Origin of the sequence: Streptomyces sp. NTH33 (assembly GCF_003236365.1) — a bacterium.
Classification (GTDB): Bacteria; Actinomycetota; Actinomycetes; order Streptomycetales; family Streptomycetaceae; genus Streptomyces.
Genome location: NZ_POTZ01000241.1, coordinates 1 through 10,916 on the forward strand (window position 1 = coordinate 1; position 10,916 = coordinate 10,916).

At 71.4% G+C, this 10,916-nt stretch carries 12 protein-coding genes and 1 pseudogene; 9 read left to right on the plus strand and 4 right to left on the minus strand.

Going from position 1 to position 10,916, the window contains the following annotated elements:
• Positions 1-111: 111 nt before the first annotated feature.
• Positions 112-1,605, minus strand: a complete 1,494-nt coding sequence (locus C1I97_RS21970) for a regulator (RefSeq protein ID WP_111004928.1) — start codon at positions 1,603-1,605, stop codon at positions 112-114.
• Positions 1,606-1,852: 247 nt separating this feature from the next.
• On the opposite strand from C1I97_RS21970, the gene lipB reads away from it, so the two are divergent.
• From lipB to C1I97_RS21990, 4 genes are all read left to right on the plus strand, one after another.
• Complete coding sequence (gene lipB, locus C1I97_RS21975) at positions 1,853-2,671, plus strand: lipoyl(octanoyl) transferase LipB (protein WP_111004929.1); 819 nt, start codon at positions 1,853-1,855, stop codon at positions 2,669-2,671.
• Between the two features lie 134 nt (positions 2,672-2,805).
• On the plus strand, positions 2,806-3,771 hold the full coding sequence (gene lipA, locus C1I97_RS21980) for a lipoyl synthase (protein WP_111004930.1): 966 nt from the start codon (positions 2,806-2,808) through the stop codon (positions 3,769-3,771).
• A gap of 277 nt (positions 3,772-4,048) precedes the next feature.
• Positions 4,049-4,249 carry an SCO2195 family GlnR-regulated protein gene (locus tag C1I97_RS21985; protein WP_111004931.1) on the plus strand — a complete coding sequence of 67 codons (201 nt, stop codon included), beginning with the start codon at positions 4,049-4,051 and terminating at the stop codon, positions 4,247-4,249.
• A 72-nt stretch (positions 4,250-4,321) separates the two neighbouring features.
• Positions 4,322-5,023, plus strand: a complete 702-nt coding sequence (locus tag C1I97_RS21990; protein ID WP_111004932.1) for a DUF4191 domain-containing protein — start codon at positions 4,322-4,324, stop codon at positions 5,021-5,023.
• Positions 5,024-5,096: 73 nt separating this feature from the next.
• On the opposite strand, the gene C1I97_RS21995 is transcribed toward C1I97_RS21990, so the two are convergent.
• Entirely contained in the window at positions 5,097-5,564 is a 468-nt protein-coding gene (locus C1I97_RS21995) for an RDD family protein (RefSeq protein ID WP_111004933.1), read from the minus strand.
• Between the two features lie 204 nt (positions 5,565-5,768).
• On the opposite strand from C1I97_RS21995, the gene glnA reads away from it, so the two are divergent.
• From glnA to C1I97_RS41635, 5 genes and pseudogenes are all read left to right on the plus strand, one after another.
• A complete protein-coding gene (gene glnA, locus C1I97_RS22000; protein WP_111004934.1) occupies positions 5,769-7,178 on the plus strand; it encodes a type I glutamate--ammonia ligase in 1,410 nt (469 codons plus the stop codon).
• A gap of 519 nt (positions 7,179-7,697) precedes the next feature.
• The gene (locus C1I97_RS22005) at positions 7,698-8,234 is read left to right on the plus strand and encodes a DUF5994 family protein (protein ID WP_111004935.1); all 537 of its coding nucleotides are present in this window, start codon (positions 7,698-7,700) and stop codon (positions 8,232-8,234) included.
• Between the two features lie 7 nt (positions 8,235-8,241).
• Positions 8,242-8,769, plus strand: a complete 528-nt coding sequence (locus C1I97_RS42500) for a hypothetical protein (RefSeq protein WP_309147819.1) — start codon at positions 8,242-8,244, stop codon at positions 8,767-8,769.
• 66 nt (positions 8,770-8,835) lie between these two features.
• On the plus strand, positions 8,836-9,327 hold the full coding sequence (locus C1I97_RS22020; RefSeq protein WP_111004936.1) for a DUF5994 family protein: 492 nt from the start codon (positions 8,836-8,838) through the stop codon (positions 9,325-9,327).
• A 383-nt stretch (positions 9,328-9,710) separates the two neighbouring features.
• Positions 9,711-9,929, plus strand: a pseudogene (locus C1I97_RS41635) (acyl-CoA desaturase); the annotation flags it as partial.
• A 12-nt stretch (positions 9,930-9,941) separates the two neighbouring features.
• Here C1I97_RS41635 and C1I97_RS40060 read toward each other — a convergent pair.
• The gene (locus C1I97_RS40060) at positions 9,942-10,097 is read right to left on the minus strand and encodes a DUF6131 family protein (RefSeq protein WP_181446853.1); all 156 of its coding nucleotides are present in this window, start codon (positions 10,095-10,097) and stop codon (positions 9,942-9,944) included.
• 87 nt (positions 10,098-10,184) lie between these two features.
• On the minus strand, positions 10,185-10,793 hold the full coding sequence (locus C1I97_RS22030; protein WP_111004937.1) for an alkaline shock response membrane anchor protein AmaP: 609 nt from the start codon (positions 10,791-10,793) through the stop codon (positions 10,185-10,187).
• Between the last annotated feature and the right edge of the window lie 123 nt (positions 10,794-10,916).

The following is a 10,916-nucleotide window of genomic DNA, read 5'->3' on the forward strand; positions in this document are numbered from 1 at the left end:
CCGCCACGGCGGTCCGCCGGGCCCGCCGGCCGGTGCGCCGGGGCCACGACCACCCGCCCCGCGGCCCACCCGGGCCGGCCACCGGAACACACCGTCCCGGCGGACCCGCGGTCAGCCCAGGGCCGCGACCTTGTCGCGATAGGTGCGCACCGGGGTGGCGTCCTTGTACGGCTCCAGACGGCGTTCGAAGTCCCTGACGTACTCCAGAGCCCGGACCGAGCGCATGTCCGCCGCCTGGGCCGCCGCCTCGGCGCCCAGGCGGCAGGCCTGGTCCAGGTCGCCGAGGCCGAGCCGGGCGGTCGCGAGGACCACCCGGCAGAACAGGCGGCTGCGGGCGTGCGCCGGGGCGCGCAGCTGGAGCGAGCGCTCGGCGTGCTGGGCGGCGGCGCGGTACTGCTGCAGGTCCCGGTGACAGTGCCCGAACTCGTGGGCCAGCTGCGCCTCGTCGAAGGACCGCGCCCAGAACGGCACCTCGTCCCCGGGCCGGGCGGCCTCCAGACAGCGCTCGGCCCGCGCCAGGGACGCGGTGCAGGCGCGCACCTCGCCGAGTACGCCGTGCCCGCGCGCCTCTGCGGCGTACAGCAGCGCCTGCACGGCGGCCGGGGCCGAGCTGCCGAGCCCCTGCTGGGCCACCCGCACGAGCTGCACCGCCTCCCGCCCGTGCCCCAGGTAGACGGCCTGCCGGCTCATGGTGACGAGGGTGTAGGCACCGTAGGGCCGGTCCCCGGCGGCCTGGGACAGCCGCAGCGCCTGGACGAAGTAGCGCTGGGCGAGCCCGTGCGCGCCGATGTCGTACGACGTCCAGCCCGCGAGCCGGGTCAGGTCGGCGGCCGCCCCGAACAGCCGGCGCCCGGTCTGCTCGCCGTAGGTGCCGCGCAGCATCGGCTCGCAGTCGTGCTCCAGGTAGCGCACCAGGGCCTGGCGGGCGTGGCCACCGCCGTACAGGTCGTCCAGGGTGCGGAACAGCTCGCCCACCGAGCGCAGCGCGGCGATGTCCCCGGCGGTGACCTTCTGGCCCGTCTCGCGCTCGGCCGGGCCCGGCGTGCCCCGGCCGCGCTGCCGGGGCATCACGGGCACCGTCGGGTCGGGCGCGAGCGCCGGCCCGGCGGCGGGCCGCCCCTGCGCGGGGCCCCGGGCGCCGGGCGCCTCGAGCCGGGCCACCCGGTCGTCGGCCCGCCCGATCAGCCAGTCCCGGCTGGGCACGACCAGCCCCGCCGGGGTGAAGGCGATCCTGCGCAGCTCGGCGTGGCTGCCGGAGTCCTTGCGCCACAGCCCGCCGACGATGTCCACGGCCTCCTGGGGCGTGGCGGCGAACTCCAGCCCCGCGTACACCGGCGCACAGGCGTCCAGGCCCAGGTCCTGGGCGGTCAGACGGCGGCCCAGGCGCCGGGTGAAGACCTCCGCGATGAGGGCGGGCGTGGTGCCCCGCGGCTGCTGGCCGCGCAGCCAGCGGGTGACCGACGTCTTGTCGTATCTCAGGTCGAGCCCGTGTTCGAGGCCGAGCTGGTCCACACGGCGGGCCAGACCCGCGTTGGAGAATCCCGCTTCTGCGATGAGCGCGGCGAGCTGGCGGTTGGGCGTGCGCGGCGCGGGTCGTTCCGTCATCTGCGGTGCGGTCTCCTGCCTTTCGGGCACCCACGTCGCCGCGTGGATGCCCGGAGATTGCCTGTGAGCAGCCTTTACGGCCCCATGGACGGCGCGAATGTAGCGGAGAGTGAGCAGCTGGTCGCAGCCTTCGCCAGCCATTCATCCGATCGTGTGAGGATTGCCCGCAAGGCTGACGCCCGTCGGCCGGACGTACAGTGGCGTGGGTGCATTTCGCGCCTTACGACCTTCCAGGGAGGCACTTGCCGTGAGTGGGTTGCGGTTCATCCGCAGGGGATTCGGTACCGGGGCCGTGGACTACCAGGTGGCCTGGGACGAGCAGCGCCGGGTGCACGCCGCCCGGTTCGCGGACGAGGTCCCCGACACCGTGCTGCTCCTGGAACACCCGCCGGTCTACACGGCCGGCCGGCGCACCGAGGACAGCGAGCGCCCGCTCGACGGCACACCCGTGATCGACGTGGACCGCGGCGGCAAGATCACCTGGCACGGCCCCGGCCAGCTGGTCGGCTACCCGATCCAGAAGCTGCCCCGCCCGGTGGACGTGGTGGCCCACGTACGCCGCCTCGAGGAGGCCCTGATCCGCACCTGCGCGGAGTTCGGCCTGGAGACCACCCGGGTCGAGGGCCGCAGCGGGGTGTGGGTCCTCGGCGACCCGGTCGAGCAGCGGCCGTCGCCGGGCGGCCTGGCGCTGGACTTCGACCCGCGGCTGACCGACGACGAGTTCGACCCGCGGCTCAACGGCCCGGAGTACGCCCCCTCCAACGCCGGCCAGCGCCGCGAGGACCGCAAGATCGCCGCGATCGGCATCCGGGTCGCCAAGGGCGTCACGATGCACGGCTTCGCCCTGAACGTGAACCCCGACAACAAGTGGTTCGACAAGATCATCCCCTGCGGGATCCGCGACGCGGGCGTCGCCTCCCTGGCGGGCGAGCTGGGCCGGGACGTGACGATCGAGGAGGTCCTGCCGGTGGTCGAGCGGCACCTGAGGGACGTACTGGAGAACGCGGAGCTGAAGCCGCGGGAGATCGAGAGGACGCCGGCGCAGGCCGGCCCGTCCGGAGCCTGAGGCCGAGGCCGTCAGGACCGGAGCGGGGGGCCGGGGGCACAGCCCCCGGGACGGGAAGGGTAGGGGCGGCGGGGGCGGAAAACCCCCGGCGTACCCTGGGGGACACCGAAGAATCAATCGCTAGGGAGCCGGTCGTGTCCGCAGTCGCACCCGACGGACGCAAGATGCTGCGCCTGGAGGTCCGCAACAGCCAGACCCCCATCGAGCGCAAGCCCGAGTGGATCAAGACCCGGGCGAAAATGGGTCCCGAGTACACGAAGATGCAGAACCTCGTGAAGAGCGAGGGCCTGCACACGGTCTGCCAGGAAGCCGGCTGCCCGAACATCTACGAGTGCTGGGAGGACCGCGAGGCCACCTTCCTCATCGGCGGCGACCAGTGCACCCGGCGCTGCGACTTCTGCCAGATCGACACCGGCAAGCCCGAGGCCCTGGACCGCGACGAGCCGCGACGCGTGGGCGAGTCCGTGGTCACCATGGACCTGAACTACGCCACGATCACCGGCGTCGCCCGCGACGACCTGGAGGACGGCGGCGCCTGGCTGTACGCCGAGACCGTGCGCCAGATCCACCGGCAGACCGCGGAGCGCGAGAGCGGCCGGACCAAGGTCGAGCTGCTCGCCCCCGACTTCAACGCCGTCCCCGAGCAGCTCGCGGAGGTCTTCTCCGCCCGCCCCGAGGTCTTCGCGCACAACGTCGAGACCGTGCCCCGGATCTTCAAGCGGATCCGCCCCGGCTTCCGCTACGAGCGCTCCCTGAAGGTCATCACCGAGGCCCGCGACTTCGGCCTGGTCACCAAGTCCAACCTCATCCTCGGCATGGGCGAGACCCGCGAGGAGGTCGGCGAGGCGCTCAGGCAGCTGCACGACGCGGGCTGCGAGCTGGTCACCATCACCCAGTACCTGCGCCCGTCGGTGCGCCACCACCCGGTGGAGCGCTGGGTCAAGCCGCAGGAGTTCGTGGAGCTGAAGGAGGAAGCCGAGCAGATCGGCTTCTCGGGCGTGATGTCCGGTCCGCTGGTACGGTCCTCCTACCGCGCCGGGCGCCTGTACCAGATGGCCGTCGAGAAGCGGGGCGCCTACATCGCCGCCCAGGCGGTCTGACGGCGGGTGACACTCCGTCACCGCCCCTGCCCCGCAGGCGGGCGGGCAAGCGTGTGAAATCGGGCACAGGAATCTACTGCCCGGTAATGGCCGATACGACGCGGTCCCGACCGTCGCCGCAGATGAGGGCGTCCGTCGGGGCCGCGTCCCCCTTCCGGCCCGCGACTTCGAGGCTTCATCGGTGTTTGACCGGTCGGTCACGCCCTGGTAACACCAGTCAGTGACCCTGAACTCACGCCACGTACCCCGGCAGCCGCTACGAGGGGGGACCTCCACCATGCAGGCCGCGCCTGTTCGCGCCACCGCGATCCCGTCCTTCACCGACGCACTGCGTGCGGTCGAGTCCCTGCTCATGAGCAGGGGCCAGCGCACCGCCCGCCGCAACGCCTGGACCTCCGTCCTGGAGGACCGACGCCGCGCCAAGGACCGCGTCGAGGCCCAGCGCGTCCTCGACCAGTTCCCCGCCGTCCGCCCCTGACCGCACGGGCCGCACGGGCCGCACGGGCACTGCCGTCGTCGGCCGCTCGTGGAGCCACGTAGACTTCGTGGCATGGCGAGGAAGGACAGCGCAGCCACGGCTGCCAACCCCGGGCGACTGAAGCAGATCGCCCTGACCTACAAGATGACCCGCAAGGCCGACAGCAGGATCGGTCTGGTACTCGCGGGGGTCTTCATCATCACCTTCGGTGTCCTCCTCGGGATCGGCTTCGCGATCGGACACCCGGTCTACCTCGGCATCCTGGGCCTGCTGCTCGCCTTCCTCGCGACGGCGATCGTCTTCGGACGCCGGGCCGAGCGTGCCGCCTTCGGGCAGATGGAGGGCCAGCCGGGCGCCGCCGCGGCGGTCCTGGACAACATCGGCCGCGGCTGGACCACCACCCCGGCGGTCGCCATGAACCGCAACCAGGACGTGGTGCACCGCGCGGTCGGCAAGGCCGGCATCGTGCTGGTCGCCGAGGGCAACCCGAACCGGGTGAAGACCCTGCTCGCCGCCGAGAAGAAGAAGATGAACCGCATCGTCGCGGACGTCCCGGTGCACGACCTGATCGTCGGCACCGGCGAGGGCCAGGTCCCGCTGAAGAAGCTGCGCACCACCATGCTGAAGTACCCGCGCGTGCTGACCGGCCCGCAGGTCACCGTCACCAACGACCGGCTGCGCGCCCTGGGCGACCTGATGAGCAACATGCCGCTGCCGAAGGGGCCGATGCCGAAGGGCATGCGCATGCCGAAGGGCGGCCCGAAGGCCCGCTGACGCCGCGCACGCGAAGGCCACGACGATGGGGGCGCCCGGACCACACTCCGGGCGCCCCCATCGTCGTGGGAACTCAGATCCGCACCTCCACCGTGCCCGCCAGCCGGTCGTGCAGGCCGCGGCCGTCGCGGTCCCAGATCAGGGCGGGGATGGCGAGGCACAGCAGCACCGTGCGCAGCACGGCGCGCAGCGGCTGCACGCGGCCGGTGCCCAGGGCGAGGACGCGCAGGCCGAACAGGCGCTTGCCCGGGGTGAAGCCGACCGAGCCGACCGTGAGGATGCCGAGCGCCAGGAAGACGAGCAGCGCCCAGTTGCCGGTGGCCTGGCTGTACCCGCGGGTGATCAGGCCGTCCGCGACCAGCAGGCACAGCGCCCAGTCGACGGCGAGGGCCCCGAGACGCCGGCCCGGGCGGGCGATCGAACCCGACCCCTCTTCCGGCAGCCCCAGCCGTTCGCCCGGGTAACCGAAGTCGGCACCGGCGTCCTCCATGGCCGCGCGCGGCCCCGACAGCCATGATCCCATTGCTTGCCTGTTGTCCACCCGTCCACCGTACTGCGAGGCTCGGCGGAGAGGGGCCGGCGGGGTGTCCACGGCGTGACCCGCGCCCGGGCCGGTTAACTTCTGCGAAACAAACGGGTCACGCCCGGGAAATCACCCACGCCTAGGGTCGTAGTGTGTGCCACCGCACCGGCAGCACGAACGATCTACCACCCCGGCGGGACGGTCGGGAGCAGGAGGAGCTGAATGTTCCAGAACGCCGACGAGGCCAAGAAGTTCATCGCGGACGAGGACGTCAAGTTCGTCGACGTCCGCTTCTGCGACCTGCCGGGCGTCATGCAGCACTTCACGGTGCCCGCCGAAGCGTTCGACCCCGACGAGGAGCAGGCGTTCGACGGATCCTCGATCCGCGGCTTCCAGGCCATTCACGAGTCCGACATGGCCCTGCGCGCCGACCTGTCCACCGCGCGCCTGGACCCGTTCCGCCGGGACAAGACCCTCAACATCAACTTCTTCATCCACGACCCGATCACGGGCGAGCAGTACTCCCGTGACCCGCGCAACGTGGCGAAGAAGGCCGAGGCGTACCTGACCTCCACCGGAATCGCCGACACCGCGTACTTCGGTCCCGAGGCCGAGTTCTACGTCTTCGACTCCGTCCGCTTCCGGACCGCCGAGAACGAGGCCTACTACCACATCGACTCCGAGGCCGGCGCCTGGAACACCGGCGCGCTGGAGGACAACCGCGGCTACAAGGTGCGGTACAAGGGCGGCTACTTCCCGGTCCCGCCGGTCGACCACTTCGCCGACCTGCGCGCCGAGATCTCCCTGGAGCTGGAGAAGAACGGCCTGAAGGTGGAGCGCCAGCACCACGAGGTGGGCACCGCCGGCCAGGCCGAGATCAACTACAGGTTCAACACGCTGCTCGCCGCCGCCGACGACCTGCAGCTGTTCAAGTACATCGTGAAGAACGTCGCCTGGCGCAACGGCAAGACGGCGACCTTCATGCCGAAGCCGATCTTCGGCGACAACGGCTCGGGCATGCACGTGCACCAGTCGCTGTGGAGCGACGGCGAGCCGCTGTTCTACGACGAGGCCGGCTACGCGGGCCTGTCGGACACCGCCCGCTACTACATCGGCGGCATCCTCAAGCACGCTCCGGCGCTGCTGGCCTTCACCAACCCGACGGTGAACTCGTACCACCGCCTGGTGCCGGGCTTCGAGGCCCCGGTGAACCTGGTGTACTCGCAGCGCAACCGCTCCGCCGCGATGCGCATCCCGATCACCGGCTCCAACCCGAAGGCCAAGCGCGTGGAGTTCCGCGCCCCGGACGCCTCCGGCAACCCGTACCTGGCCTTCGCGTCGCTGCTGCTCGCGGGCCTGGACGGCGTCAAGAACAAGATCGAGCCGGCCGAGCCGATCGACAAGGACCTCTACGAGCTGGCGCCCGAGGAGCACGCGGGCGTCGCCCAGGTCCCGACCTCGCTGGAGGCCGTCCTCCGGGCGCTGGAGGAGGACCACGAGTTCCTGTTCCAGGGCGACGTGTTCACGCCCGACCTGATCGAGACGTGGGTCGACCTCAAGCGCACGGGCGAGATCGCCCCGCTGCAGCTGCGTCCGCACCCGCACGAGTTCGAGATGTACTTCGACGTCTGAGAAGCGGGGCCGGGCGACCTGGGCGGAAGTCCTGTGCACCGGGTGTGCACCGCCCGGCCACTTCTCTGACTTCGTGTCAGAAATGCTGCGAGGGCCGCTGCCCCATGGCCGGGGAAGCGGCCCTCGCCGGTTCGTCCAGGCTCTGTGTGCGGCAGCCTTCTTGGTCTCCTGGTAATGGGACGGTGTCCTGCGGACTGTGTGCGGGCTGCTGTCCCGTCCGGGGTCGGACGTGGCTGGTGCCGGACCGCTGGGGGCCGGAGCGCACCTCCGTCGACCCCGGTCATCCGCTCTCAAGGACATGCTGAGCGCAAGGACTGGCTCTGCCCCGGCGCGCCACTGGGCGCCGGGGACCAGGTTCCGAGGCAGGAAAATACCTGGTCATCCACGGCCTCTTGGGTCAACGGGCGGAGTAGTGTGGAGGCACCGGGAGTTCTTCGCGCACCGGCTCCGCTGCGGGTGCCGTTTCCGGCGATCGACAACGCCGGGCCGCCCTTACGAGCCCGGGGGCAGGTCCGCGCCATGTCCGTGACCATCGACCGTACGGCATCGAGCAGGCGCGTGCCGTCGCTGCCGGTTCGTCTGTGCCTGACGCCCGCGCCGGGCGGGCTGGACGGCATGTGGTGGCCTCGCTCCCGCGCCCTCACCCGCGAGCTGCCACCCTTGACAGCCGCACTGGGCGCCCTCTGGGGCCGCATCACAGGTATCGCGGTGAACCCGGACCACTGGCCCGTCATCCCGCGCTGGGTGTCCGTCGCCGGGCGCACCGTACACGTGGGCTGGTCCACCGAGGAGCAGGATCCTCACAGGCTGACCCTTTTCTCCGCCGGTGGCCGCCGGGCCATGCTGGTGATTCCGCCGGAAACCAGTGCGGATGCCGCCGCACGGCTGATGGCCGGTGACGGCATCGATGCCCCGGGCCGGGAGGAAGCAGCGGACAGGATCGATGCCCGAAGCCGGGAAGAAGCGTGGGAGACCGACGGCGGGGCAGGTCCGCCGTCGTCCCTGCCCCGGCCCATCGGCTCGACAGAGCGTTCGCCCGCCGGCCGACGGAGGTGAGAGGACCATGACTGTCATCGCCGTGGCCGCGCTGCTCGTCCTGATCGCCGTCGGACTCGTACTGATCCACCGGCTCAATGCTCAGCACGACAAACGGATCGCCGCCTTCCACTACAGCGATGCTCTGCCGGGGATCGGTCGTCGGCCCCGGAGGCACCGCCGGCCGGTGGTGAACGCGACCGCCCCGACACGCCCCACCGCGACAGCGACCGCGGATGACATCGACTTCGGCTCGACCGGGGGCGGTAGGGGACGGCGCGTCATGGCGATACTGCGCGAGCGGAAGATGCACCGCGAGAAGATCATGCGGGCTCTGTACCAAGCCGCCGAGGGCAATCGACTCCTGGGCGTCGACGGGGCGAAGCTCCGCACCGACCTCGGCATCTCTGAGCGAGATCTGGCCGCTGCCTGTACGTATCTGGCGAGCGAAGGCCGGGTCGTCGTCGACTGGGCGAGGGGTGGCACGCCCGCGATGATCACGCCGACGCACCAGGGGATCCGGCAGCTGGAGACAGAAGAGGAAGAACGCGGCTGAGCCGCGTCCACAGAGACAGTGCGGCCGCAACGCGTGCGACCGGCATACGAAGGGCGGGCGGACACCATGACCGACTCCGGCACCCCCGACACTCCCAGGCTGCTGCCGGACGCCGTCCACCAGTCGATGAGCCCCGGGACGGCTCTGTTGAGGCTGGAGACGACACACGCGCGCGAGGGAATCCTGGACGGTGCCTGGTGGCCGCGGTCCCGGGACATCGGTGCCGAGCTCCCCTCGCTGATCACCGCGTTGGCCGAGCATCTCGGACCAGTCACCCGCGTAGGTCTGGACGCCAGTGCCTGGGACGCACTGCCGACACGGCTGGTGATCGACGGCCGAGTCGTGCACATCGACTCCTACCCGGTCGGTGACGACACCGTCCTCGTCACCCGGGGCGACCGGGACCATTTCTCCTTGCTGGTAGTCCCGCCGGACACGATGCCTGACGCGGCACGCGCCGCGATGGCCAGGGCCGTCCGGGCCGACAACGTCACCGGGGCCGGACAGATCCTCATCGACATCGACGCCGGCAGCGACACGCCGTCTCCGCCGAACTGACACCTCCGTCGCAGACCGGTTTTCCGGAAGCGGGCCCGTCGCCCGACAGGGGCACGAGCCGGACCTGACCATAGTCCTGCAAGAAGACCGAGGGCTCGCGACCACCGAGCCTGCCGACCTGCCGCGCGACGAGCGGACCGAGCAGATGCGGCGGCACCTCGTGCCCCCGGTCCGGCAGAGCCCCCAGAAGCTCCTCACCGAACCCCTCCGACCGGTCCGTTCCTCCTCCACTGCCCTGCCGCTCACCGTCCGTCATCGCCGTGGCCACGGTGGACGCTCTGATGGCTCCTCACGAAGAAACTGTGCACGCGAACTCCCGACGCGGCCTGACCGACCGGAGCAGCGGGCAACTGCCGCCCGATTCAACCGGGCCATTGCTCCCGTCCCGTCGCCACGACCGGGCCACCAACCCGTGGTCGCCGGCCCTGCTCTCGTTCGGCGAGAGCTGACACATCCTCCACCACGCCGACCCCACCTGTGCCCGGCACGGCGTCGACCGCGGTCGGATCGACCTCTCCGCCGCGTTCATCCGCCTCCTCGAACGCCTCGGCTGGGTCCACGACGTGCACCTGCCGACTTCGGCCCGCGTCGCCGCTCGCCGGACCCGGCCCCGATCACCAGTAGTGGCGTCGACCGGCGACGGCGTGTCCCATCGCGCCGAGGACCCACAGGATGGCCCCGACGACAGCCAGGACGATCCCGATGGTCCACAGGATGGCTATCCCGGTGACGAAGCCGACGACGAGCAGAATGATGCCCAGGATGATCATGATCTCTCCCTTGGGGAGCAGTGCCGGTTCCCCTGTGAACTGCGAAAGACCGCAAGGAGGCGGACACGGGAAGGGCCGGTCTCCTCCTTACTCCGCGCGGTGTGGTTTGTGGCGGGCGACCTGTAGGCGGACCTCGGTGGGCATGTGCGGGCAGCCGGTGGACCGATGGGCGGTTCGGAGCGGGCCTTCGCAGAGGGCACCGAGGGCGGCGCCGGGCGCCGCCTGAGGGGTGAGGGTGAGCCTGACGCGGGTACGGGGGTGGGCAGGTCGGCCAGTGATGCGTACGGCCGCATGCTCAACCCCCGGTAGGGCACCGGCTTCAGCGGCGATCGCGTCGCCGAGCGCTTGGTCGCGCAGTTCGACGCCTTCCTGCGGGGGTGTGCCGCCGACGGGCAGCGCTCCGGGGCGGCGCCGGCGCAGTTGGGCGAGCAGCCACCACAGGGCGAGCAGGGCGACGAGGACGAGGGCGGCGATGACGGCGGGCCACCACCACCAGCCCTGGCTGCTCCAGCGGGCCCGGTCGGCGGAGCCGAGCAGGACGTCGTTCGCGGCGGTCAGCGGCCAGCCGACGGGCGGGACCAGATCGTGTCGCCGGTAGACGTCGAACCCGGCGAAGAGGATCAGCAGACCGCCGCCGAGCAGGACCAGTCCGGCGAGGGCCAGCAGACTGCGGTTGAGTGCGGGGCGCGGCGTCATGGTGCGGGCTCCGGGTCTGGGGTTTTTCGGTCAGTCGGTGCGTTGCCGCAGCCGTACGACGATGCGGGGAGGGCGGGCGAGGGCGAGCCGGTCGCGCTCCTCGTCGAGGACGGCGGTGAGGTC

Bases quoted from the DNA above. Each gene is read 5' to 3' on its own strand.
- C1I97_RS21970 (WP_111004928.1), bottom strand. From the start codon at position 1,605: ATGACGGAACGACCCGCGCCGCGCACGCCCAACCGCCAGCTCGCCGCG.
- C1I97_RS21985 (WP_111004931.1), top strand. From the start codon at position 4,049: ATGCAGGCCGCGCCTGTTCGCGCCACCGCGATCCCGTCCTTCACCGAC.
- C1I97_RS21990 (WP_111004932.1), top strand. From the start codon at position 4,322: ATGGCGAGGAAGGACAGCGCAGCCACGGCTGCCAACCCCGGGCGACTG.
- glnA (WP_111004934.1), top strand. From the start codon at position 5,769: ATGTTCCAGAACGCCGACGAGGCCAAGAAGTTCATCGCGGACGAGGAC.
- C1I97_RS22005 (WP_111004935.1), top strand. From the start codon at position 7,698: ATGTCCGTGACCATCGACCGTACGGCATCGAGCAGGCGCGTGCCGTCG.
- C1I97_RS42500 (WP_309147819.1), top strand. From the start codon at position 8,242: ATGACTGTCATCGCCGTGGCCGCGCTGCTCGTCCTGATCGCCGTCGGA.
- C1I97_RS22020 (WP_111004936.1), top strand. From the start codon at position 8,836: ATGACCGACTCCGGCACCCCCGACACTCCCAGGCTGCTGCCGGACGCC.
- C1I97_RS40060 (WP_181446853.1), bottom strand. From the start codon at position 10,097: ATGATCATCCTGGGCATCATTCTGCTCGTCGTCGGCTTCGTCACCGGG.
- C1I97_RS22030 (WP_111004937.1), bottom strand. From the start codon at position 10,793: ATGACGCCGCGCCCCGCACTCAACCGCAGTCTGCTGGCCCTCGCCGGA.